Source organism: Streptomyces sp. NPDC047971 (assembly GCF_040653355.1).
Classification (GTDB): domain Bacteria; phylum Actinomycetota; class Actinomycetes; order Streptomycetales; family Streptomycetaceae; genus Streptomyces.
The window spans coordinates 116,964-140,370 of sequence record NZ_JBEZNW010000003.1; the positions used below are offsets into that span (position 1 = coordinate 116,964).

The window sequence follows — 23,407 nt, forward strand, 5'->3', positions numbered from 1 at the left end:
CACGGCTCCGGTGTTCCCCGGGGCCGCTCACGCCCCTACGGCGTGGAGCGAGGCCCACAGGGCCACGGTCGCGGCGACCAGCGCGGCCGGTGTGCTCAGCAGACCGAGGCGGGTGAACTCCCGCAGGGACACCCGGTCGTCGTGCTCCCGCACGATGCGCCGCCACAGGAGGGTGGCGAGTGAGCCGACGTACGTGAGGTTGGGGCCGATGTTCACCCCGATCAGCACCGCCAGGACCGGGCCCGCTCCGGCGGGCGCGACGAGCGGGAGCAGAGCGAGGGTCGCGGGCAGGTTGTTGATCAGGTTCGCCAGGAGTGCGGCGACCACCGCGATCCCGAGCAGGGGCAGGAGCCCGTCGCCGTCCGGCAACGCGTGGGCGAGCGCGTCGCCGAGGCCGTGGTCGACGACCGCCCGGACCACGACGCCCAGGGCCAGGACGAAGAGACAGAACCCGGGTGCCGCCGACGCGGCGAGTCTGCGCGGGGTCGTGGTGCGCCGGCGCAGGGCACGGGCGCCGAGGAGCAGGGTTCCGGCGAGCGCCGCCCAGGCCGGGCTCGCCCCGGCGAAGGAGGTGGCGGCGAAGCCGGCGAGGGTCAGGCCGAGCACCCACAGCGTGAACCGGGGCACGGGCGCCGGCCGCTCGGCCTCGATCGGCGGGTCCAGGGGCTTGGCCAGCTCGGTACGGAAGAAACGGCGGAAGGCGGCGTACTCGACGGCGATCGCGGCCAGCCACGGCAGGGCCATCAGCGCGGCGAACCGGGTGAAGGAGAGCCCGCTCGCGGTGAACGCCAGCAGGTTGGTGAGGTTGGAGACCGGCAGGAGCAGGGAGGCCGAGTTCGCCAGGTGGGCCGTCGCGTGGACATGGGGTCGCGCTCCGGTGCCCAGCCGGGCCGCGGTGGCGAAGACCACCGGGGTCAGCAGCACCACCGTCGCGTCCAGGCTCAGGCCCGCCGTGATCACGGCGGCCACCGCGAACACCCCGCCGAGCAGGGATCCCGGGGTGCGCCCGCACCGCCGGGCCACCGCGTCACCGGCCGCCCGGAAGAGCCCGTCGTCGGCGCAGAGCTGCGCGAGCACCAGGATGACGGCGAGGAAGCCGACCACCGGCAGCAGGTCCCGCGTCTGCTCCCAGGCGACCTGGGGCGACACCACGCCACAGCCCACGAGCAGCGCGGCGGCGGGCACGGCGGCCACCGCCTCGGGCAGTCCCCGGGGCCGCACGACGGCGAAGGCGAGCACTCCGAGCAGCAGGGCGAGGGACAGCGACTCGGCCACGACGGTACTCAGCGCGCACTCCCGGCAACGGATTCCGACCCGGCCGGACAGCGGCCACGAACGCACACCAGGATCTCAGATGAACGCCCCCGCTCGACCCGGCGGCTTCTGCGCGGCGGCTCCGGCCCAGGGGTAGACCGGAGCCGCCACAGATGCACCCGCGCTCTGCGCGGCGCGCTGCCGTCGAAACACCAGGGTGGCCTGAGGAGGAGGGGGCGACCCCGAGGTGTTCTGTTCGGGCCCGTGGGGGCACCCGTAGTAAACATATATACCGTCGAGTAAGCAAGAGCATGAAAAAATTCATGCGTTCCGATGGCAGGAAGACGCCCATTCACCCGCGGGTGAACTCAGTCGTCCAGGAAGAAATGGTGCTGGTCAGCAGCCTGCTCATACTTTTCGAGCCGGGTCTGCGTCCGCTCCGGGTCCGCGTCGGCCATGGCTTGAAGAATGGCGGCGGACACCACCCCGGGCGCCGCGTACGAGTCGAAGACGAGCCGTGAGCCGGTACCGGCGGTGAAGACGACGTCGGCCTCGTCGACGAGCGGGCCGAGCGCCAGGTCCGTGATCAGCGCGACGCGCAGTCCGACGCCGCGGGCGGCCCGGACGACGGCGAGCGTCTCGTTGGCGTGCCGGGGCATCGCGAAGGCCATGACCCACGTCCCGCCCGCCTCACGGGCCTGGAGCAGCCCGTCGTAGGCGACGGTGCCGCCCCGCGTCACCACCCGCACGTCGGGGTGGATGCGGCGGGCCGCGTAGGCGAAGTACTCGGCGAGGGAGACCGAGATCCTGAGGCCGAGGACCGTGAGCGGGACGGATCGGGCCAGCTCACGGCCGATCTCGAGGATCTGGTCGGGGTCCGCCAGGACCCGCCGCAGAGCGGTCAGGTTCTCGATCTCGGCGTCGACCGCCGACTGGAGCTCGTTGCTGAGGCTCCCCTCCCCCTCCCCCGGTGTCCCCGCGACGGCGCTGAGCGCGATGGGCTGGAGGGCCTCCCGGAGCGCCGGGTAGCCGCTGAACCCCAGCGACGAGGCGAAACGGGTCACGGACGGCTGGCTGACGCCGACGCGCTCCGCGAGTTCGGTGATCGACAGGAACGCGGCCTCGGTGAGGTGGTCGATCAGGAACTGGGCGATGCGGCGCTGCGCGGGAGAGAGCCGGTGGCTGCCGAACAGCGACCGCACCCGCTCGGCGGGCGAGGCCGCGTCGGCGGCCGCCTCCGACGAGCGTCTGCCCGGTGTGATCGCGGCTGCCTGTGCGCGCGCCTGTTGCCCAGATGGCACGACGTGCCTCCTTCTCGTCTCTCTGCAGCCCAAGATAGTTCACACGGGCCGCCGTTCACCGGGCCGCGACACCGGCCGCGGGCGCCCCGCCCGACCGCGGCGGCCCGCGGTTCCCCGCGTTGCGTACGTATGATCACGACGGTGGTCGGACGACGGAGGCTCGAAGACATGGCGGACCAGCGCGTGTACCTCGTGACCGGTGGCGGGACGGGCATCGGGGCCGCGACCGCCCGGCTGCTGGCCGCGGCGGGACACCAGGTGGTGATCTCCGGGCGCCGGCCCGAACCGCTGCACCTCGTCGCGGCGGAGACCGGGGCCCTGGCCGTCCCCTCCGACATCGGCGACCCGGAAGCGGTACGCGCACTCGTCGACGCCGCCCTCGCCGCGCACGGCCGCCTCGACGGCCTCGTCCTGAACGCCGGCATCGGGCGCGGCGGAGGCGTGGGCGAGGTGACGCAGGAGGACTGGGACGCGGTCATGCGGACCAATCTCACCGGCCCCTTCCATCTGCTGCGCGCGGTGCTCCCGCACCTGCTCGACGCCCGGGGCGCCGTGGTCGCGGTGGCCTCGGTGTCCGCGCTGCGCAACGGCGTGGGCAACGCCGCCTACGCCACCTCCAAGGCCGCGCTGCTCCAGCTCTGCCGTTCGCTCGCGGTCGACTACGGACCCTCGGGGCTGCGCGCGAACACCGTCTGCCCGAGCTGGGTGCGCACCGACATGGCCGACCGCCGGATGAACCGGTTCGCCGAGGAGGCGGGGCTGGAGGACGGCGGCGTCGAGGCGGCGTACGAGGAGGTCACCCGCGTGCTTCCGGTCGGGCGCCCGGGCGAGCCGCGCGAGGTCGCCGAGGCCGTCGCCTGGCTCCTCTCGCCCGCGTCCTCCTTCGTCAACGGGGCGGTGCTCACCGTCGACGGCGGTGTGACCGCCGTCGACCCCGGCACGCTCGCCTTCGACTTCCGCATCGAACCGCGGACACCTCCCGCCTGACGCCGCGCCGGCCGACCGGCCCCGATCCCGGCACGCGGCTGACCCGGCGTCATGGGGTGTACGAGGAGCGGTCGATCCGCTCCAGGTCCTGGAGCAACGCCTTCAGCCAGGCTTCCACCGCGTAGAAGCGGCCAGGGGGCTCGACCGGCGAGGTCTCCGGCGCGTCGGGCGGCGCGGCCGGCACCGGCGGCCGAGGGGCGTCTCCGGTCGGGTCGAGGACGGCGGAGAGCAGCAGCATCCGTCCCGCCACCCGGTCCCCGAGCCGGGTCAGGACCGCCGCGACGGCGGGGTCCAGCGGCGCGACGACCACCGGCCCCGGCGCCCTCTCCGACGGTGCGGTCGGCGGCGCCGCGAGCAGCCGCTCCGCGCCCCACAGCACGTGGTGCCCGGTCAGCAGGACCGCCTGCCAGTCGACCGGCCGCGGCTCCGTTCCGGGCGACTCCCCGGATCCGGGACGTGCCGACGTCGGCCCCCGCGGTTCGCTCTGGAACTGCGCGTAGGCCGTCTCGGCCAGGACGAGCGCGTGCCGTAGCGCGCCGCTGACCGGCGGAGCGCCCGGATCCCGTGGCCCGCCCGCCGCGATGGTCGAGGCCGTGGCGACGACGGTCTCGGCGGCCGTGCGCAGCAGCACCGTGCTCGATCGCCGCACCTCGGTGTGCGCGCCGCGCGGCCAGGCCAGCAGGCCGAAGACGGCGCCGATCGCACTCCCGATGAGCACGTCGAGGAGCCGGACCTCGGCCAGCCGCCAGGTGGTCACCGCCAACTGGGCGAAGACGAAGGAGACCACCAGCGCGAAGAACGCCTGCGCCCAGCCCACCCCCTTCACCGGCCCCACCGTGAAGGTGATCAGCAGCATCGGGAGCAGCAGGGCCGCGTACACCGTGGTGTCCGTCCCGACGAGGGCGAGCAACCCGGCCGTGCACAAGGCTCCGATCAGGGTCCCGGTGACCGCCTGGCGGATGCTTCCCCAGGTCGCGCCCAGCGTCGTGCGGGTCAGTGTCAGCGTCGCGAGGAGGGCCCAGAAGCCGTGCGGCAGCGTGTCCAGGCCGGCGATGGCCCGGGCGGCCGCCAGCGCCAGACTGATCCGCACCGCGTTCTGGAAGAAGACCGACCTGCTCCCGGCGTTTCCCACCAGCCGCCGCCACCACAGCCGCGGAGCGCTCATCCGCGCGTACCAGAAGCGGCCGAGGGGCGGTCCGGCCCCGTCGGTGAGCCGCCCCCGCACCGCCAGTCCCGCGGCCGTGGACAGCGCCAGCGCGGCGTCGGCCACTTCGAGCAGGGCGGCGCGGCGGCGCAGCGTCGCGGGGGGCTCCCCCCGGGTCGGCAGGGTGGCCAGGAGGGCCCGCTCCCTGGCGGGTCCGGCCTGTGGCGTCCCCGCTCCGGCGGCGCCGCGCAGCAGTGCGGCGCTGTCCGCCGCGGACCGGCCGACGGCGCGCAGCAGGTCCAGGCCCTCGTCCTCCGGGGTCCGGCCCGCCCGCACGGCCGGAAGCCGCGCGAGCCGGTTGAGGAGCGTCCGCGCCGAGAGGCCGGTGTGGGCCAGTCCCCGGGAGCGGACGCCGGCTCCGGCGGGCCGCTCCGCCTCGGGGACGTGCGAGGGCCGGAGCGCCTCGGCCGCCTCCGCGGCCTCCTCGGCGGTGGCCGTGGACGGGCCGAACGGCGGGCGGGCCAGCTCTGCGGCGCAGCGCTCGGCGGTGGCGGCGGCACGGGCGGCGAGTTCCCGGTACGGCACGGTCGGCCGTTCGGGGAGGACGAAGGTCTCGGCCAGGATCAGCAGGACGATCCCGACGGTGGTCCCGGTCAGCCGCTCGTCGATGGTCTCGGGGGCGTAGGGAGGGAAGGAGGGCAGGATGTACAGCAGCTGGAGTCCTGGCGCCGCGCCCGCCGGGCGTGGACCGCCCACGGCGACGAAGGCCAGCGCGAAGCCGATGACCAGCATCCCGGCCACCGCGCTCCAGTCCCGTACGGCCAGGAAGGTGCCGACCGCGACCAGCGCCCAGGTGGCCGGGAGCACCTTCGCCAGGACCACGGCCCGCTGCCGCCCGGTCCCCGGGATGTGCGCGAGACCGGCCAGCGACACGGCGGCGAAGAGCGCGTACGTGGCCGCGACGGGCTGATCGAAGCCGTACAGGAACAGGAAGAACCCGGCCCCGGCGGCCAGCGTGACCCGCAGCGAGCGGCGGGCCGCGGCCCGGTAGGCGTCGGGCAGCCGGAGCCGGCCGTTCGACCGGCCGGCTCCTCCGGCGCCCGGGCCGCCGCCGGCACCGTTGGCACCCATGCCACCAGGATCGGGCAACCGCTCCGCCCCGGCACCTCGCGGCCGGGACGGGTCGCGCTCGATCGGCCGACGGCGTCGCCGCGGCCCGCCCGGTGTCCGTCGGACCGGCCCGCCCTGTGCGGTGATCCCGCGGGAGCCCCGAGCGACGCACCGCCCCCGTCACGGCCTCTTCGGGCGGGTGGTGACGGGGGCGGTGACGTCCTGGAGACCCACCCCCGTCGAGGCCGCCTCGGGCGGGGACGGGGGCGGTGACGTCCTAGCGGCGACTGCGGATGAGCAGGTGGAGGAAGTACGGCGTGCCGATCACGGCCGTCATCGTTCCGGCGCCGAGCTGGGCCGGTGCGATCACCGTACGGCCGACCAGGTCCGCGGCGCAGACGAGGATCGCGCCGAGGAGGACCGCGACCGGAACCACGCGCGTGTGCTGCCGGCCCACGAGGGCGCGGGCCGCGTGCGGTGCCACGAGCCCCACGAAGCCGATGGTGCCCGCGGCGGCCACGGCGGTGGCGCTGAGCAGGACGCTCAGCGCGAGGAAGCCCAGGCGGACCCGGCCGAGGCCGATCCCCAGGAGCCGCGGGGTGTCCTCGTCGAGCGAGACGAGGTCGAGTTCGGTACGTCTCGCGAACGCGGCCACCGTGCCCACGACGAGCACGAGCGCCAGCGGGAGGACGTCCGGCATGGTCCGCCCGTAGGTCGAACCGGACAGCCAGGTCAGTGCCTTGGTGGCGTTGAACGGGTCGGTGAGGACGATGAGCAGGCTGACCAGGGCTGCCGAGCCGGTGGCGACACCGAAACCGACGAGCACGAGGCGGTTCTGCCGGAACCCGTCGCGCGCGGCCAGTCCGAAGACGATGACCGAGCTGACGGCGGCGCCGGCGAACGCGGCACCGGCGACGCTCCACGAGGCGGCCAGCGGCACCGATGTGACCAGGAGGACCGCGCCCAGCGCGGCACCGCCGGAGACTCCCAGCGTCGCGGGTTCGGCGAGCGGGTTGCGGGTCACGGCCTGGACGAGCGTTCCGGCCAGGGCGAGCGCCGCGCCGGCCAGCAGCGCCGCGAGGACCCGTGGCACGCGCGTGTCGAGGACGAAGGAGACGGTCCGGCCGGCGTTGCCCTGGACCCAGTTCACGACGTCGCCGAGGAGCAGCTTGCTGTCGCCGAGCAGGACGGCGGCGATCATCACCCCCACGAGTGCCGCGACCAGCAGGGTCGTGGTGGTCAGGAAGGCGGACCGGCTACGGATGCGCAGCCGGTCGACCGCTGCGGCACCGGCGGTGTCGCGGACCCGCGTCGCCATCACGATCAGGAAGACGGCGCCGACGAGGCTGGTGACGACGCCCGTCGGCACGGCGACCGCCGTGTCCGCGGGTATGACGGCGCGCAGGAGGACGTCCGAGCCGAGCACGAGGGCGGCGCCCGCGAGTCCGGCGAGGGGAAGCGCGGCTCGCGCACGGGAGAAGGCGCGGAACCTGCGGACGAGGGGCCGGACGAGGGCGGGGGCGCACAGGCCCACGAAGCCGATCGGTCCGGCGAGGGTGACGGCGGCGGCCGAGAGCAGTGCGGCGAGCACGACGGCCGTGACGCGGGTGCCGCGCACGGGGACGCCGAGGCCGCGGGCCGCGTCGTCGCCGAGGGCCAGCGCGTCGACCCTGCGCGAGACGAGCAGCAGACCGATCAGGCCGAGGAGTCCGATGGGCGCCATCTGCAGGACGCCGTCGAAGCCGTTCTGGGAGATGCTGCCCTGGTTCCAGGTGAACAGACCTTCCGTCTCCTGGGGGAAGAGCAGCATCAGCCCCTCGGTGGCGGCGGTGAGGCCGAGGGTGAGGGCACTGCCGGCGAGCACGAGGCGGACGGTGCCCGCGCCGAGGCCGGAGAGCCCGAGGACGACGGCGGCGGCGACGAGGCCGCCGACGAAGGCGACGCCGGAGGAGGCGAGCAGCGGCAGCGAGATCCCGCTCGCGGAGACCAGCCCGAGGGCCAGGTAGGAGCCCGCGTTGACACTGAGCGTGTCGGGAGAGGCGAGCACGTTCCGGCTGACGGCCTGGAGGGCGGCGCCCGCGATGCCGAGGACGATGCCGACGCACAGGCCGGCGGCCATCCTCGGCAGGCGGGAGGCGATGACGACGGACGCGTCGGCCGGGTCGGCCCGGCCGGTGAACGCCTTCCACACCTCGGAGGCGCCGACGGAGGCGGTGCCCTGGGTGATGTCGACGAGGGCGAGGCCCCCGACGAGGAGGAGCAGGAGGGCCGTCACCGCTGCCGCGCCCGACCGGGACGCGACAGCCGACGGAAGGGTGGCGGAGGAAGGTGCGGTGACGGCCATCGGGGTTACTTCGTCAGCGCCTTGACGACGGAGTCGACGTACTGGTTCATCGACTCGGGGCCGCCGAACATCCAGATGCCGTCGGGCAGCCGGTGCACGTCGCCCTTCTTGACGAACGGCAGCGAGGTCCACACCTTGTCCTTGGCCAGGGCACCCTCGAACGGGTTGCTGCTCGGGTCGCCGTCGTTGCTGATGTGGGCGAAGTGCACGCCCTCACCGAGCTTGGTGAGGCCCTCGACGTCGGTGGTGCCGAGGCCGTAGGCCGGGTCGCCCTCGACGGTCCAGGCGTTCTTCAGGCCGAGCTTCTCGTTGACCGCGCCGATGAGCGAACCGCTGGTGAACGGGCGGATCTGGACCTGGTTGGAGACGAGGTAGCCGTCCGCGAAGGCGTACTTGGCGCCGCCGAGACCGGCGTCGGCCAGGGCCTTCTTGCCCTCGGCGAGCTTCGCCTCGAAGCCCTTCTTGAGCGTGTCGGCCTTGGCCGTGGTGCCGGTGGCCTTGGCGATGGCGTCGAGGTTCTTCGTCATCCGGCCGATCGGGTCCTTGGCGTCGGCGGCCGTGAGGTTCAGGACCGGGGCGATCCCGCGCAGCTGCTTCACGGCGGCCGGCGGCAGGTCGCTGGTGGCGACGATGAGGTCGGGCTTGAGACCGGCGATGGTCTCCACGCTCGGCTCGCCGCGCGTGCCGATGTCCTTGGGCTCGTTCTTCAGCGGAACGGCGGAGTCCCAGGTCTTGTAGCCCTTGACGTCGGCGACGCCCACGGGGTCCACACCGAGCGAGATCAGGGTCTCGACGACGTTCCACTCGGTGCCGACGACCTTCTTGGCGGGTCCGTCGAGCTCCACCTTGGCGCCGGTGTCGTCCGTGAGGGTGATCGGCTGGGCGGACTTCTTCGCGTCGTCCTTGGCGGGCTCGGTGGTACCGCAGGCGGTCAGGGTGAGCGCCGCCGTGGTGGCGACCGCGGCGGTGAGGAGGAGGCGTCTCATGAGGTGGGGCTGAGCCTTTCGCTTCGCGTGTGGTGGCGGCCGATGGCGCGGGTGCGCAGCCGCCCTGTGGTGGGGTCGGTGTCGACGTCGATGCGGATGCCGTAGGTGTCCGTCAGGCGGGACGCCGTCAGGACGTCTTCGGGGCGGCCTTCGGCGATGATCCGGCCCGCTTGGAGCAGCGCGATCCGGTCGGCGACGGCGGCAGCCTGGTCGAGGTCGTGCAGGACGGCCCCCACGGCGATGCCGTGGTCGTCCGCCAGATCGCGCATGAGGTCGAGGAGTTCGACCTGGTAGCGCAGGTCGAGGTAGGTCGTCGGTTCGTCGAGCAGGAGCACGCCGGTCTCCTGGGCGAGGCAGCCCGCGAGCCAGACGCGCTGGAGCTGTCCGCCGGAGAGGTGCTCGGCACCGCGTTCGGCGAGCTCCTCGACTCCGGTCATGGCGAGCGCGCGGTCCACCGCGGCCCGGCCGCCCGGGTCGGCCTTGCCCCAGCGTCCCCGGTACGGGTACCGCCCGAACTCGACGACATCGCGGACCGTCAGGCCGCTGGGCGTGGGCCGCCCTTGGGTGAGCAGCGCGACGCGACGCGAGAAGTCACGGGGGCTGAGCGCGAGGCCGTCGGTGTCGCCGTCGATGACCAGGGTGGCGGTCCGGGGCCGCTGCAGCCGCGCGAGCGTCCGCAACAGCGTCGACTTGCCACTGCCGTTCGGCCCGACGAGGACCGTCACCTCGCCCGGACGCAGCGTCATCGAGGCGTCGTGGACGACATCGACGCCGTCGTAGGCCACGGTGACGTCCGTGGCCGAAAGTTCATGGCCGTGGGGACGCGAGGTCGCGACGGTCTCTTCACCTGCTTGCACGAAGGAGAGGTTAGCCTATCCTTACCCGCACCGAATAGGCCCCCCTGAGAACCGGGACAAGGTGGAATCCGGCCAAGGTTGGGATCCGGTTCGGGAGGGCGGACCGCGGCCCCTCACCAGCCCCTCGGGGGCGAGACGAACTCCCGTGCGAAGCCGTCCTGTTGGTGAATCGGGGGCCCCGCCGTTCCGGCCACGGAACCGGGCCGCCTCCGCGAACGACGAGGCGCGGGACGCCCGGCCGGACCACGAGCGCGACATACGGGCGTGGTCCGGCCGGACGCACGAGCGGGTCGCGCGGGCGAGACGCACGCGCCGGACGCACAGGCCGGACCCGCGGGGCCGGCAGGGCTCCCCCGTCGGCGCTATGCGAAGTCCCCCACCGACGCTATGCGAAGTCCCCCATCGGGAATCCGGCCGTCTCGGACAGCTCCGCCCACACCGTCTTGCCCTGCCGGGCATGCCGGGTGCCCCACCGCTCGGCGAGTTGGGCGACGAGGAAGAGGCCGCGCCCACCCTCGTCGGAGACTCCGGCGCGGCGCAGATGCGGGGTGGTGCTGCTGGTGTCGGAGACCTCGCACATCACCGCGCGGTCGCGGATCAGGCGCAGCCGGATCGGGGGGCGGCCGTAGCGGATGGCGTTGGTGACGAGTTCGCTGACCACCAGTTCGGCGGTGAAGGCCAGCTCCTCCAGCCCCCAAGCGGTCAGCTGCCGGGTCACGTCCGCCCGGGCCCTGGAGACGGCCGAGGGAGCGGCTTCCACGTCCCAGTCGGCGACCTGGCCGGCACCGAGGGTGCGGGTACGGGCCAGGAGCAGGGCGACGTCGTCGTCCGAGCGGGGCGGCAGCAGGGCTTCGAGCACGCTGTCGCAGGTCCGTTCCAGGGAGGGTGCGGGCCGCGCGAGGGCGCGGCGCAACAGCGCGAGGCCCGTCTCGACGTCCCGGTCCCCGGCTTCGATCAGGCCGTCGGTGAAGAGGGCGAGGAGGCTGCCCTCGGGCAGTTCGAACTCGGCCGCCTCGAAGGGCAGGCCGCCCAGGCCGAGCGGAGGGCCGTGCGGCAGGTCGAGGATCTCGACGGTGCCGTCCGGGGCGACCAGGGCGGGCGGCGGGTGGCCGGCTCGGGCCAGGGAGCACTGCCGGGTGACGGGGTCGTAGACGGCGTAGAGGCAGGTGGCTCCGATGTCACCGAAGGACTCGCCGTCGGCGGCGCCGTCGGCGTCCTGGTCGGTGCCCGGCCCGAAAGTTCGGCCGGAATCGACGTCCGGAGCGGTGCCGACGTCCGCGGCATTCCGCCCTGCCACACCCCGGCCGCCGACGCCCCGCTCGGGGGCCGCGTCCCGCTCGGCACCCGCGTCCCTGACGTCCGCCGCCTGCCGAGCGGGCGCGGAGTCCCGGACGTCCGCAGCCGCGTTCCGCGCGGGCGCCGCCTCCGCCGAGAGGCGCAGGACGACGTCGTCGAGGTGGGTGAGCAGTTCGTCGGGCGGCAGGTCGACGTCGGCGAGGGTCCGCACGGCGGTCCGCAGCCGTCCCATGGTGGCGGCGGCGTGGATGCCGTGGCCGACGACGTCTCCCACCACGAGGGCGACGCGCGCTCCGGACAGCGGGATCACGTCGTACCAGTCGCCGCCCACACCCGCCTGGGCACCCGCCGGCAGGTAGCGGAAGGCGACCTCCACCGCCGACTGCTCGGCGGTCTCGTGCGGGAGCAGGCTGCGCTGCAGGGTGAGGGCCGCGGCATGGGCGTGCGTGTACCGCCGGGCGTTGTCCACCGCCACCGCCGCTCTGGCGGCGATCTCCTGGGCGAGGAGCAGGTCCTCGTCGTCGTACAGACCGCTGTCGCGGTGGCGGACGAACTGCGCGACGCCCAAGGTCGCGTCCCTGGCCCGCAGCGGTACGACGAGCGTCGAGTGGCTTCCGTCCTCGGCACCGCGCCCGGGGTCCGGGGGCGCCGGCCGACCGGTGTCGAGGTCGTGGCGGGAGGGCTGGCCCGTGATGAGCGCGCGGGCCGTCGGCGTACCGTCCGCGCAGACGAAGGACGTGCGCGGCAGCGTCGTCGTGTCGGCGTGCTCCGCGGCCGCCGAGCGTTCGGCGACCCGCCGCAGGGTGAGCGGTGGCCGCATCGGGGTGTCGAGTCCGCGGAGCACCGAGTCGAGCAGGTCGACGGTGACGAGGTCGGCGAAGTGCGCGATGGCGAAGTCCGCCAGTTCCTGGCTGGTGCGGGCGATGTCCAGCGTGGTGCCGATGCGCATGCTCGCCTCGTTCACCATGGACAGCCGCCATTGCAGTCGCTGGTCCCGCTCCTCCTGGTAGGCGGACACGCCGTACTCCGAGGCGCGGTCGACATAGCCGGTCACCGTCGCGATGAGCTTGCGCGCCGCCGCGCTGATCAGCTCGGCGTCGCCGGTGAGCCGGGGCAGCTCCGCCAGCATCCTGTCGACGAGCACGCCCTGCCCGAGGCGGAAGGCCCGCAGCAGCACGCTGATGGGCGTCCCGTGCCGGGCGAGACGGCGGGCGCGCTCCAGGTCGGACGAGGGCGTGTCGACCTGGCTCGGTTCGATGCCGCGCTCGATGCCGGCCAGGGCCGCGAGCACATGCTCGGCGACGGTCTGCGCCGCGTCGAGGGCGATGTCCGGGTCCGTCCACACCTGGGGGACCTCACGTCGCAGGGCCCGCTCCACGTCTTGGATCAGCTGATCCGGTCGCAGGCTGAGATCACGAGCGGCGCGGGAGACGAGGCTGTCCGCAGTGAAGTCCACAAGAACGACGTTACGCCGCGCCGGGCCGCGAGGGCCGACGAACGCCCGACGGGCCCTGCTCCGCCGGGGGTGCCGGGTCGCCGGCGCCTCCCCTTCCGGTGGCGGCCTCCGTCGGCCGGTCGGCTTCCGTCAGGGCCGCGCGGGCGGCGGAGAGGATCTCCTCGGAGAGGGGGGAGCCCTGGGTGGCCCGGGACAGGACGAGGGCGCCGACCATGGTGCACAGCCGGGTGATGCCGTCCTCGTCGTCGGTGGAGAGCGCCGTCGCGAAGTCGCGGACCCCCTCGGCGTACACCCGGCCCGCCTCCTGGGCACGGAGCCCGCGCGCCATGTCGGAGGCGAGCGCGGCCGCCGGGCAGCCGTCCGCCTGGTCGTCCCGGTGCTCGACGGAGAGGTACGCCTCGATCAGCGCCCGCCGGGCGGCCTCGCGCTCCCCGGCGTGCCGCTCGACCCCTGTCGTACGGCGCCGGGCGAGCTCGGCGAACGCGTGGGCGGTGGCCTCGTCGACCAGCGCTTCCTTGGAGGCGAACTGCTTGTAGAAGCCGCCGTGGGTCAGTCCGGCCTCCTTCATCAGGTCGGCGACGCTGACGTGCGTCCCCTGCGCCCGGAAGAGGCGGGAGGCGGTTTCGACGACCCGCCTGCGGTTCTCCTGTGCTTGCGCCTGCGATACGCGGCCCATCGGGCACCCCCACATATGGATGTCGCTCGGCATCTATCCTAGGGTACCGTTTAGATTGGATAGGTAATCTAAATAGCTGGGAGCAGCCATGGAACTGACGAACGCCGTCGCGGTGGTCACCGGGGCGAACCGGGGCCTGGGGCGCCACCTGGCCGAGCAACTGGTGAGGCGCGGAGCGAGGGTCTACGCGGCGGCGCGGCGCCCCGAGACCGTGGAGCTCGCGGGCGTCGTCCCGCTGAGCCTGGACGTGACCGACGAGGAGTCGGTCCGTGCGGCCGCCCGCGCCGCGTCCGACGCGACGCTGCTCGTCAACAACGCCGGGATCTCCACCGGCGCCACGCTGCTCACGGGGGAACCGGAAGCGGTGCGGCGGGAGATGGAGACGAACTTCTTCGGGCCCCTCGCCGTGACGCGCGCCTTCGCCCCGGTCATCGAGGGCAACGGGGGCGGCGCCGTACTGAACGTCCTGTCCGTCCTGTCCTGGCTCCACCCCGCCGCCCTGGGCTCCTACGCGGCGACCAAGGCGGCCGCGTGGGCGCAGACGAACGCGGCACGCGAGGAGCTCGCGCCCCGCGGCATCGCCGTCACGGCCCTGCACGTCGCCTACATGGACACCGACATGGCGGCCCGGGTTCCCGTGGAGCGGAAGGTCTCCCCCGCCGAGGTCGCGGCGCAGGCCCTGGACGGCATCGAGAAGGGTGTGGCGGAGATCCTCGCCGACGAGGTGACCCGGCAGGTCAAGCAAGGGCTCGCGTGAGTCGACCATGGGAGCACGCACCGCTTTCGATGTAAATACGGTGCACTGGGCGCGCGTTCATGGTGCAATTCCGATGCGCCGGTGCATCAGGAAGAAGCCGGTGCACCGGATCGCCAGGAAGGCTCTGCCATGGATCAGCTCCCCTCCCATCCCGACAGCGAGCGGTACTCGGTGACGTTGTGCCCCCCGGCTGTCACCGCGATCGCGGAGCTCACCGCCGCGACCGGCGTCAGCAAGGCCGACGTGATCAACCGGGCGGTGCTGCTGCTCGGATACGTCGAACGCGAACGCGCCAAGGGAAGCGACCTGGTGATCCGCGACAGCGACGGATCCCTGGAACGCATCCACATCCTCTGACCACCAGGCGACCGGGCGACCGGGCGACCGGGCGACCGGGCGACCGGGGACGGTAACCGTCGGATCGGCGCCGCGCCTTCCCTCGTCCGCATGGTCTTGAGGCGGCGCGGCGAACAGTGGCGTGGATTCGGGGCACGCGGCGGCCATGATGCGCGGGCCGCCGGACGGGCGGTGACGCGAGATCAGGAGAACGCGATGCCCCGGATCACCCCCAACCTCTGGTTCGACACGCAGGGCAAGGAGGCCGCGGAGTTCTACTGCTCGGTCTTCCCCAACTCGGCCATCAGGAACGTCTCCCACTACGGCGAGGCGGGTCCGCGACCTGCCGGAACCGTGCTGACCGTCGACTTCGTCCTGGACGGCACGCCCTTCACCGCCATCAACGGCGGCCCCGAGTTCACCTTCGACGAGGCCGTGTCCTTCCTGATCGACTGCGCGGACCAGGAGGAGGTCGACCACTACTGGGGCAAGCTGTCCGAGGGCGGCCAGGAGGGCCCGTGCGGCTGGGTCAAGGACAAGTTCGGTCTGAGCTGGCAGGTCGTACCGTCCGTCCTCGAGGAACTCCTCAGCGACCCTGACGAGGCCCGCGCCCAGCGGGCGATGAAGGCGATGCTCGCCATGGGGAAGCTGGACGTCGCCGCCCTGGTAGCGGCCGCCGACGGATCCTGACGCGCCGGCCGCGTGGCCCGGGCGGCGGCGGGAGTGACGACCGGGCCGCCGGCCGGTGGGGCGGCGCGCGCCGGACCGCGCCGCCGGGAAGTCGCTACGATCTTCCCGGGGGGAAGAACCATGATTCGCATTCTGCTGGCCGAGGACATGCACCTGATCCGCGGCGCGCTGGTGGCCCTGCTGGGTCTGGAGGACGACATGGAGGTCGTCGCCGAGGTGGCCCGCGGGGACGCCGTCGTCCCGGCCGCGCTGGCCCACCGGCCCACCGTCGCCGTCCTCGATCTGGAGATGCCCGGCGCGGACGGCCTCTCCGCCGCCCGCGCCCTCACCACCGCGCTGCCCGAATGCCGAATCATGATCCTCACCGCGCTGGGCCGCCCGGAGGCCCTGCGGTCGGCGCTGGCCGCACGGGTCGGCGGATTCATGCTCAAGGACGCCCCGCCGGACCAGCTCGCCGCGGCGATCCGCCGGGTGGCCGCCGGGGAACACGTCATCGACCCGAAGCTCGCCGCCGCGGCGCTCACCGCGAAGGAGAGCCCGCTCACCCCCCGGGAGACCGACGTGCTGCGGCTGGCGTCCACCGGCGCCGAACTCGGCGACATCGCCCGGGAACTGCACCTCTCCCAGGGCACCGTGCGGAATTACCTCGGCGCCGTGGTCACCAAACTCGACGCCCGCAACCGGCTCGACGCGGTCCGGATCGCCCGGGAGGAGGGCTGGCTGGGATGACGCGACGTCATCCTCCGACGGCCACGGATCCGGGAGCGGGCACCGGCTCCAGCCGGACGGTCAGGACGTAGCCGCGGCCGCCCGGCACCGATCCGGCGTCCAGCCGCCCGCCGAGCGCGGCCACCCGCTCGCGCAGGTTCCCCAGCCCGTTGCCGCCGACGCCGGGCTCCCCGGCGCCGTCCCGCACCAGCGGCCCGCGCCCGTCGTCCGCCACCCGCAACATGCCCGGTCCGACCTCCACCTCGCACCGCCGCGCGCCCGTCGCATGCCGGAGCACGTTCGTCACCGCCTCCCGCAGCGCCGTGGCGAGGAGCGTCTCCGCCGCCTCGTCCATGGCCGCGGCCTCTCCCCGTGTCCGCACGGCGACGCCCGCGGCGGCGAGCACCTTCCGGGCGGATTCCACCTCCTCGGCGAGCGTGAGTTCCGTGCCCTCCCCCGGGATCGCCCGCAGGTCCGCGAGCGCCCGGGCCGCCAGTGCGGCCGCGTCGGCGAGATGGCCGTCGGCTCTCGCCGGATCCGGGTCGCGGGACGCCAGTTCGCCCTTCAGGGCGATCGCCGACAGTCCGTAGCCGAGCAGGTCGTGGACGTCCCGGGCGATACGCCGGCGCTCCCGGGCCACCGCCAGGGAGGCGAGCGCTCCGCGGGCCTCCCGCACCTGGTGGACGAGTCCGGTGAGCAGCGCCAGGCCGTAGAAGACCAGAGCGATCACCACGACGTCCAGGACCAGGACCGCGGTGCCCCGGGCCCCCGGGCCGTCCGCCCGTACGAGCAGCACGACCGCCACCAGGGCCGTCAGGGCCGCCGCCGTCGGCCGGGCGACACGCCCCGGCAGGACGACCAGCACCGAGGCCGCCGCGAACGCGACCAGTTGCGGATACGGCCCGTCCGGAGCCGCCAGCACACCGAGCGCGAGGGCCAGTTGCGCACCCAGCGTCCAGGCCACCCAGGGGGGACGCACACCCGGCGGGCGGGGAAGCGAGTGGTACGCCTGCAGACCGACGACGGCCGCCAACGCGGCGGTGTACGCGGCGAATCGCCCACCCGTCACCCCGCCGTCGAGCAGGAAGGCCACGCCCACGATCAGGTACTCGACGTGGGTGGCGACGACGATGGGCCACACGAGCCGGTGCGTCAGGGTGCCCGGGGGGATGTCCGGGCCGTCGGCGGAGTGCGCGGGCGGAGCGGCCCGTACCCGATCGGTCGCCGCCCGCGCCACCTCCACCAACTGCCGCGCCTTCCCCGTTCCCTGTCCGGCCAGCCGGACGATCTCCGCCAGGGCCGTCCCCAGGACCGCGTCGAGGTCACGCCCGGCACGCTCCCGCTCGGCCGCGACCCTGGCCCGGGCCAGAGCGCCCCGGGTGGCACGGAGTTCGGTGTAGAGGTCGCTGAGGCGGGTGAGCGCGTAGATGATCAGGCCGTGGGCGAGCGCGTTGCCGATGCCGTTGAGCGCGGCATGCACGCCGCCGCCACCGGTGGAGAGCAGCCCTCCGCCGAGGACGGCGATCGCGAACAGGGCCCAGCGCACTGGCCGTTCGACCACCAGGAGGACGGAGGCGCCGAGGAAGCCCGGCAGGCCGGACCAGGGCGCGAGCAGGATCTGCGCGGCCAGGGTCCACGCCCCGCGCAGCCGCCGCGTCGCGGGCAGGCAGGTGACGATCTGGAGCAGCAGCATCGGCACGGCGGCCGGGCGGGGCAGGAGGACACCGGGCTCGAAGGAGAACCCGAGGATCACGACGACGAGGACCACGGAGACGACGGCGGGCGTCGGACCGGACTCGGAGCCGGCGGCGGCACGGTCGGCCTGACGGGCGTTCATGGGGCCACGGTAGACGCACACCTGTGCGCCCCGCCCGGCCCGCCCATGCGAAATACACACAGGCCGGTGCGCCTCGCACTGCCGCGGTCCCCGGGCCGGACGGGATCGTCGACGTATGCGTACGACGCCGATACGAGCCCTCGTCACGACGGCCGCCACGATCACGATCGCGCTGGTCTCCGTGACCACCGCCGCCCACGCGGCCGTTCCGGCCGACGCCGGTTCCCGCACCGGGACCCTCGAGTCCCTCGTCGACACCGCCGTCGCCGGACACCTCGCGGACGACCGCATCCCCGGCGCGGCCGTCACCGTCGTCTCCGGCGGCAGGACCGTGCTGACCAAGGGATACGGTGTCGCCGACGTCGGCACCGGGACACCGGTCGATCCCCACCGCACGACCTTCTTCCTCGGCTCGCTCGCCAAGCTGTTCACCGCGCAGGCCGCCGCCCGGCTCGTGGCCGAGGGCAAGGTCGACCCGGCCGCGGACGTCAACGACCACCTCCGCGCGGTCACGGTCCCCGACACCTACCCCGGACGCCCCGTCACCCTGCACCGGCTGCTCACCCACACCGCCGGATTCGACACCGACCTCGTCGGCCGCGGCAGAGCGGACGCGCGGGACGTGGAACCGCTCGCCGAAAGCCTCGTGACGCGCCGCCCGTCCCGGATCCGCGCCCCCGGCACGATCGCCTCGTACGACAACTACGGCTACGCGCTCGCGGGCCAGCTCGTCGCCGAGGTGTCGGGCCAGTCCTTCCCCTCCTATGTCGACGAGCACGTCCTCCGGCCGCTGGGGATGACGCGTTCCACCTTCGCCCAGCCCCAGCCCGCCCCGATCGCGGCGCGTCTCGCCCGTGGCTACCGACCCGACGGCGCGTCCGGCTGGACCGAGGACAGGGGCCAGTACGGAGCGTGGAGCCCGTCCGGGCCCGGGGCCGTCAGCACCGCCGCCGACATGGGCCGCTGGATGACCGACCAGCTCACCGGCGACGCTCCGGCGAACCGTCTGATGCAGCAGGTGCACCACCGGCAGGATCCCCGGCTGCCCGGCGTCGGCTACGGCTTCGAGGAATGGCGGCGCGACGGCCGGACCGGCTGGTTCAAGGAGGGCGACCTCCCCGGCTTCCACGCGAACCTGCTCCTCGTCCCCGGCCACGACGTGGGCGTGTTCGTCGTCTTCAACGGCGACGGCACGGACGGACGGGCCGCGTGGGACGGCAAGGACCTGATCCAGCGGATCGTCGACCTCCTCGTCCCGGCCGAGCCGCCCACGCCCCCGGGCGCCGGCGGCGACGCCGTCACGGACCCGGCGCTCGACTCCTACCCCGGGGTGTACCGCCCCGCCCGGGTCAGCCGCACCGGCCTCATGGCGGTCGAGGGGCTGGTCTCGTCGGTCACCGTCGAGAAGGAGGGTGCGAACGGGCTGCGCACCACCGGCCTCTCCCCCGACCCCGACCGCCCCGAACAGAGCTGGCTCGCCCTCGGCGACGGACTCTTCCGCGAGCGGGGCGGCCAGGGCGCGACGATGGCCTTCACCGAGGGCGGGGTGCTGGCCTCGTCGGCGACACCGTCGACGGCGTACGAGCGGCTGACCTGGCATCAGTACCCGTCGCTCCACATGGGCCTGCTGGCCTTCGGCCTGGGCGTGCTGGTGCTCGCCGCGATCGCGTTCCCGGCGAACGCCGCGCTGGGGCGGGCCCGCGGCCGGACCCGGCAGCCGACCGCCGCCCGGGCCGCCCGGGCGACAGCGGCGGCGACCGGCCTGGTCGCGGCGGGGTTCGCGGCCGCGCTCGCGGCGGTCGTCGTGGACGGCAACGCGATGATGGAGACGGTCCTCCTCGGTTCACCGCTCCTCTCCGCGGTCACGGCGCTGGGGACGGCACTGGTGGCCCTGACGCCGATCGTCGTGACGGGGGCGGTGGCGGGGTGGCTCCGCGGGTGGTGGACCTTCACCGGCCGTCTGCTGTTCACCGTCACGGCCGCGGCGGCGCTCGCCATGGCGAGCGTGGTGCTCCACCACCACCTGACGGGGTTCCCGGTCGGCTGACCCCGGGGCGACCGTGAGCCGGCGGCCGGGGCCCGCCCGCGCTGGGCGTGCGGCGCGCGGATCGGCCGCGCATCCTCGAAGTATGTCCCTGGTGACCACGACCGAGCTGTACGAGGTCACGATGGCCCTCTCCTATCTGCGCGAGGAGATGCCGGCGCCGGCCACCTTCAGCCTCTACGTGCGCGACCTGCCGCCGGGGCACGGATTCCTCGTGGCCGCCGGGCTGGAACCCGCGCTCGACCACCTCTCGCGCTTCCGGATGGGCGGGGCCGAGGTGCGCGCGTTCGCGGAGGCCCTGGGGCGGCCGGCCGAGGAGCTCGAACCGCTGCGCGGGCTGTCGTTCGACGGCCAGGTCCGCGCGGTCCCGGAGGGGCGGCTCGTCTTCGCCGGTGAACCCCTTCTGGAGGTCACCGCGCCGCTGCCGCAGGCCAGGCTCGTGGAGACGTATCTCGTGGCGCTCCTCTGCCATCAGACGGCGGTCGCCGCGAAGGCGGCACGGTGTGTGCTCGCCGCCGCCGGGCGGCCGCTCGTGGACTGCTCCTCGCGCCGGACCCACGAACCGGCGGCCGGTCTGCAGGCGGCGCGGCTCTGCGCGCTGGTGGGCTTCGCCGGTACGAGCAACGTCGCGGCCGCCGCCCAGTACGGCGTTCCCGCGTCCGGCACCATGGCCCGCTCGTACGTCGAGTCCTTCGCCTCCGAGGAGGACGCCTTCCGCGCGTTCGCGCGCGCCCACCCGGGCCCGGTGACCTTTCTGGCCGACACCTACGACACGGATCGCGGGGTGGCGACGGCCGCCCGCGTCCTGGCGGAGCTGGGGCGGGGTCCGGGCTGCGCGGTCCGCATCGACAGCGGAGACCTCGGCGCCCGTGCTCACCGGGCCCGGGCCATCCTCGACGCGGCGGCCCTGCGGGACGTCCGGATCGTCGCGGGCGGGGAACTCGACGAGTACGGCGTGTCCGCGCTCGTACGGGACGGCGCGCCCGTCGACGTCTTCGCCGTGGGCGCGAAGATCGGTGTGGCCGCCGACGCCCCGTATCTGGACGCGTCCTACCGGCTCGTCGAGTACGACGGGCGTCCGGTCATGCGGCTCGCCTCCGCGCAGGTGACGGCGCCCGCGCCGAAACAGGTCTTCCGCGGGCCGGGGCTCCGGGACGTCGTCGGCCTGGCCAACGAGGAGCCGCCGGACGGTACGGAGCCGTTGCTGCGGACCGTGATGCGCGGCGGGCTCCGGACGGAGCCGCCCGACACCCTGGACGCCGCGCGCGCCCGCTTCGAGGCCGACCTGGCCCAGCTTCCGGAGCCGGCCCGGCGCATCGAGAACCCCGCCGCGCCGGTGCCGTCGGCGTCGACGCGGCTCGCGGCCCTGACCACCATCGTCCGCCACCGGCTCGGGGCGGGGACGGAGGGCGAGTAAGGGGGGCACGTCGGGGCCCCGACCCGCTCCGGTGGGCCCAGGGCCGGAATGGGGTGATCCTGAAGACGGGGGCACACGCATCGCACCGCTACGAATCCACCGGTCCGGCGAGGAAGTGACGATCATGGACACCTCCCGTTCCTCCTACCCTCCGGTCGTGGTGACGGCCCGGCTCGACTCCCCGCTGTCCCGCTGGTTGTGGCTGGTCAAGTGGCTGTTGGTGATCCCCCACTGGATCGTGCTGATCTTCCTGTGGATCGCGTTCCTGGTCGTGACCGTGATCGCGTTCTTCGCCATCCTGTTCACCGAGCGCTATCCGCGCCCCCTCTTCGACTTCAACGTCGGGGTGCTCCGCTGGGCCTGGCGCGTCTCCTACTACTCGTACAGCGCCCTCGGCACCGACCGCTACCCGCCCTTCAGCCTGGGTCCCGAGCCCGACTACCCGGCGCGGCTGGACATCGCCTACCCGGAGCGGCTCTCGCGCGGACTCGTCCTCGTGAAGTGGTGGCTGCTGGCGATCCCGCACTACCTCGTCATCGCCGTCTTCGCCGGGGGCATGAGGGCGAGTTGGTGGAGCGGTGGCCTGATCACCCTGCTGACCCTCTTCGCGGCCATCGCGCTCGCGTTCACCGGCCGGTACCCGCGCGATCTGTTCGTCCTCGTCGTCGGACTCAACCGCTGGGTGTTCCGCGTGGCGGCCTACGCGGGCCTCATGACGGACGCGTACCCGCCGTTCCGGCTCGACCAGGGGGGCGAGGAGCCGGCCCGGAAGCAGCCCTGGCCCGCCGACGACCGGTGAACCCGCGCCCGCGGAGCGCGGCGGGTACGGGCGGGATTCCCTCGGCGGCGACGAGGGCCGATCCGTGATCTGATGCAGCCAGTCCGCGCCGCAGTCGAACCCACCCTTTCCGGATGGACCGATGAGCACTCCGCACACCACGGCCCCGTCGCCCGCGCCCTCGGCCCAGCCCCGGCACGCCGGCTGGCTGGAGCTCTTCTTCGATCTGGTGTTCGTCGCGTTCGTCGCCCAGCTCTCGCACGGTCTCCACGGCGACCCCGACTGGCGCGACTTCGGCGTCTTCCTCGCGCTCTACTTCCCGCCGTGGTGGATGTGGGCGAACCTCACGGTCTCCGCCAACCTCTTCCAGGACGACAGCGCCCGGCGCCGGCTCGCCATGCTGGCGGCGATGCTCTGTCTGGCGGTGATGGCCGCCGCCGTGCCGGAGGCCGACGGCGACCGGGCTCCCGCGTACGCCCTGGGCTACGCGGGAACGCGCTTCGTCCTCCTCGCGCTGTGGTGGCCCGCCACCCGCTTCCCCGCGCCCCGGGCGGTTCCGCGCTGGCGTCCGCTGACGTACTGCCTGCTCTCCGGGCTCCTCTGGGCCGGTTCCGCCGCCGTACCGGCGCCCTGGATCTACCCGGTCTGGGCCGGGCTGCTGATCGCCGAGATGATCCTGCTGCTCACCGCGCGCGGCCGAGGTGTTCCCGGCCGGGTGCACACCGGCCATCTGGTCGAACGGGTCGGACTCTTCGTGATCATCGTGCTGGGCGAGTCCGTCCTGGCGCTGATCACCTCCACCGACCACACCTGGACGGCCGCCGCCGGTGTCGTGGCGGTGCTGGGATTCGTCCTGTTGGCCGCGCTCTGGTGGTCGTACTTCGACTTCGCCTCGACCGCCGCGGAGCGGGTCATCGGCGCCGCCGGCGGGCGGGACGCCTATCTGCTCGCGCGTGACGTGGGCGGCTTCCTGCACTTCTTCGTCACGGCCGCCGTCATCTCCCTGGCCGCCGGCCTGGCGACGGCGGTGGAGGAGTCCGGTCACGACCACCTGGCCCGCGGCGCGGTGTGGGCGCTCTGCGGGGGCCTGGCGCTCTACCACGCGGCGCATGCCCTGATCGCCCTGAGATTCGGCCGCCCCCTGCGTCAGGTCGCCGTCTGGGCGGTGCCGGGGGTCGGCGTCCCGCTCCTCGTCGTCCTCGGCGCGGACACGCTCGCGCCCTGGCTGGTGGTCCTTCTGCTGGCGGCCGAGGCCATCGTCCACCTGCTGTACGCCAAGGCCCTGGCACGCCGGCGCGCCGTCCGGGCCGGTTGACCCGGGCCTCTCCCGCCCCCGTCGCCGGACGGGCGCGGTGCTTGGCCACCGCTCGACCGGGTAGCCGCGTCGCAGCGGCCGCCCTCGGTCCCGGGAGCCGGCGACGCGGGCGGC

Annotated in this window: 17 protein-coding genes and 1 pseudogene; 9 read left to right on the plus strand and 9 right to left on the minus strand. The window is 74.1% G+C overall.

Annotation, left to right across the window (positions count from 1 at the left end):
- Positions 1-27 precede the first annotated feature (27 nt).
- Both AB0D99_RS04675 and AB0D99_RS04680 read right to left on the minus strand, forming a co-directional pair.
- A complete protein-coding gene (locus AB0D99_RS04675; protein WP_362357218.1) occupies positions 28-1,287 on the minus strand; it encodes an SLC13 family permease in 1,260 nt (419 codons plus the stop codon).
- 335 nt (positions 1,288-1,622) lie between these two features.
- Positions 1,623-2,555, minus strand: coding sequence for a MurR/RpiR family transcriptional regulator (locus AB0D99_RS04680; protein WP_362356894.1), 933 nt, complete (start codon positions 2,553-2,555; stop codon positions 1,623-1,625).
- 168 nt (positions 2,556-2,723) lie between these two features.
- On the opposite strand from AB0D99_RS04680, the gene AB0D99_RS04685 reads away from it, so the two are divergent.
- A complete protein-coding gene (locus AB0D99_RS04685; protein ID WP_362356895.1) occupies positions 2,724-3,542 on the plus strand; it encodes an SDR family oxidoreductase in 819 nt (272 codons plus the stop codon).
- A gap of 49 nt (positions 3,543-3,591) precedes the next feature.
- Here the strand turns inward: AB0D99_RS04685 and AB0D99_RS04690 are convergent, their stop codons facing one another.
- From AB0D99_RS04690 to AB0D99_RS04715, 6 genes and pseudogenes are all read right to left on the minus strand, one after another.
- On the minus strand, positions 3,592-5,817 hold the full coding sequence (locus AB0D99_RS04690; protein WP_362356896.1) for an FUSC family protein: 2,226 nt from the start codon (positions 5,815-5,817) through the stop codon (positions 3,592-3,594).
- A gap of 256 nt (positions 5,818-6,073) precedes the next feature.
- Entirely contained in the window at positions 6,074-8,140 is a 2,067-nt protein-coding gene (locus tag AB0D99_RS04695; RefSeq protein ID WP_362356898.1) for an iron ABC transporter permease, read from the minus strand.
- Between the two features lie 5 nt (positions 8,141-8,145).
- A complete protein-coding gene (locus tag AB0D99_RS04700; protein WP_362356900.1) occupies positions 8,146-9,126 on the minus strand; it encodes an iron-siderophore ABC transporter substrate-binding protein in 981 nt (326 codons plus the stop codon).
- Positions 9,123-9,983 (minus strand): ABC transporter ATP-binding protein, encoded by an 861-nt coding sequence (locus AB0D99_RS04705; RefSeq protein ID WP_362356902.1) that lies wholly within the window; start codon positions 9,981-9,983, stop codon positions 9,123-9,125. The genes AB0D99_RS04700 and AB0D99_RS04705 overlap by 4 nt, the downstream gene beginning before the upstream one ends.
- A gap of 385 nt (positions 9,984-10,368) precedes the next feature.
- Positions 10,369-12,735, minus strand: coding sequence for a SpoIIE family protein phosphatase (locus tag AB0D99_RS04710; RefSeq protein ID WP_362356904.1), 2,367 nt, complete (start codon positions 12,733-12,735; stop codon positions 10,369-10,371).
- A gap of 121 nt (positions 12,736-12,856) precedes the next feature.
- Positions 12,857-13,411, minus strand: a pseudogene (locus AB0D99_RS04715) (TetR/AcrR family transcriptional regulator); the annotation flags it as partial.
- Positions 13,412-13,499: 88 nt separating this feature from the next.
- Here AB0D99_RS04715 and AB0D99_RS04720 point away from each other — a divergent pair.
- The 4 genes from AB0D99_RS04720 (at position 13,500) to AB0D99_RS04735 (ending at position 15,923) form a co-directional block, all read left to right on the plus strand.
- The gene (locus tag AB0D99_RS04720; RefSeq protein ID WP_362356906.1) at positions 13,500-14,168 is read left to right on the plus strand and encodes an SDR family oxidoreductase; all 669 of its coding nucleotides are present in this window, start codon (positions 13,500-13,502) and stop codon (positions 14,166-14,168) included.
- A 129-nt stretch (positions 14,169-14,297) separates the two neighbouring features.
- Positions 14,298-14,525, plus strand: a complete 228-nt coding sequence (locus tag AB0D99_RS04725; RefSeq protein WP_362356908.1) for a hypothetical protein — start codon at positions 14,298-14,300, stop codon at positions 14,523-14,525.
- A gap of 195 nt (positions 14,526-14,720) precedes the next feature.
- Positions 14,721-15,194, plus strand: a complete 474-nt coding sequence (locus AB0D99_RS04730; protein WP_362356910.1) for a VOC family protein — start codon at positions 14,721-14,723, stop codon at positions 15,192-15,194.
- Between the two features lie 120 nt (positions 15,195-15,314).
- On the plus strand, positions 15,315-15,923 hold the full coding sequence (locus AB0D99_RS04735) for a response regulator transcription factor (RefSeq protein ID WP_362356912.1): 609 nt from the start codon (positions 15,315-15,317) through the stop codon (positions 15,921-15,923).
- Between the two features lie 7 nt (positions 15,924-15,930).
- Here the strand turns inward: AB0D99_RS04735 and AB0D99_RS04740 are convergent, their stop codons facing one another.
- Positions 15,931-17,739, minus strand: coding sequence for a histidine kinase (locus tag AB0D99_RS04740; protein WP_362356914.1), 1,809 nt, complete (start codon positions 17,737-17,739; stop codon positions 15,931-15,933).
- Between the two features lie 115 nt (positions 17,740-17,854).
- On the opposite strand from AB0D99_RS04740, the gene AB0D99_RS04745 reads away from it, so the two are divergent.
- The 4 genes from AB0D99_RS04745 (at position 17,855) to AB0D99_RS04760 (ending at position 23,293) form a co-directional block, all read left to right on the plus strand.
- Positions 17,855-19,786 (plus strand): serine hydrolase domain-containing protein, encoded by a 1,932-nt coding sequence (locus AB0D99_RS04745; RefSeq protein WP_362356916.1) that lies wholly within the window; start codon positions 17,855-17,857, stop codon positions 19,784-19,786.
- 82 nt (positions 19,787-19,868) lie between these two features.
- Complete coding sequence (locus tag AB0D99_RS04750) at positions 19,869-21,200, plus strand: nicotinate phosphoribosyltransferase (protein WP_362356918.1); 1,332 nt, start codon at positions 19,869-19,871, stop codon at positions 21,198-21,200.
- Positions 21,201-21,324: 124 nt separating this feature from the next.
- Positions 21,325-21,999, plus strand: a complete 675-nt coding sequence (locus AB0D99_RS04755; RefSeq protein WP_362356920.1) for a DUF4389 domain-containing protein — start codon at positions 21,325-21,327, stop codon at positions 21,997-21,999.
- Positions 22,000-22,120: 121 nt separating this feature from the next.
- Positions 22,121-23,293, plus strand: a complete 1,173-nt coding sequence (locus AB0D99_RS04760) for a low temperature requirement protein A (RefSeq protein ID WP_362356922.1) — start codon at positions 22,121-22,123, stop codon at positions 23,291-23,293.
- Positions 23,294-23,407 lie beyond the last annotated feature (114 nt).

Bases quoted from the DNA above. Each gene is read 5' to 3' on its own strand.
- AB0D99_RS04685 (WP_362356895.1), top strand. From the start codon at position 2,724: ATGGCGGACCAGCGCGTGTACCTCGTGACCGGTGGCGGGACGGGCATC.
- AB0D99_RS04690 (WP_362356896.1), bottom strand. From the start codon at position 5,817: ATGGGTGCCAACGGTGCCGGCGGCGGCCCGGGCGCCGGAGGAGCCGGC.
- AB0D99_RS04695 (WP_362356898.1), bottom strand. From the start codon at position 8,140: ATGGCCGTCACCGCACCTTCCTCCGCCACCCTTCCGTCGGCTGTCGCG.
- AB0D99_RS04700 (WP_362356900.1), bottom strand. From the start codon at position 9,126: ATGAGACGCCTCCTCCTCACCGCCGCGGTCGCCACCACGGCGGCGCTC.
- AB0D99_RS04720 (WP_362356906.1), top strand. From the start codon at position 13,500: ATGGAACTGACGAACGCCGTCGCGGTGGTCACCGGGGCGAACCGGGGC.
- AB0D99_RS04725 (WP_362356908.1), top strand. From the start codon at position 14,298: ATGGATCAGCTCCCCTCCCATCCCGACAGCGAGCGGTACTCGGTGACG.
- AB0D99_RS04730 (WP_362356910.1), top strand. From the start codon at position 14,721: ATGCCCCGGATCACCCCCAACCTCTGGTTCGACACGCAGGGCAAGGAG.
- AB0D99_RS04735 (WP_362356912.1), top strand. From the start codon at position 15,315: ATGATTCGCATTCTGCTGGCCGAGGACATGCACCTGATCCGCGGCGCG.
- AB0D99_RS04740 (WP_362356914.1), bottom strand. From the start codon at position 17,739: ATGAACGCCCGTCAGGCCGACCGTGCCGCCGCCGGCTCCGAGTCCGGT.
- AB0D99_RS04745 (WP_362356916.1), top strand. From the start codon at position 17,855: ATGCGTACGACGCCGATACGAGCCCTCGTCACGACGGCCGCCACGATC.
- AB0D99_RS04750 (WP_362356918.1), top strand. From the start codon at position 19,869: ATGTCCCTGGTGACCACGACCGAGCTGTACGAGGTCACGATGGCCCTC.
- AB0D99_RS04755 (WP_362356920.1), top strand. From the start codon at position 21,325: ATGGACACCTCCCGTTCCTCCTACCCTCCGGTCGTGGTGACGGCCCGG.
- AB0D99_RS04760 (WP_362356922.1), top strand. From the start codon at position 22,121: ATGAGCACTCCGCACACCACGGCCCCGTCGCCCGCGCCCTCGGCCCAG.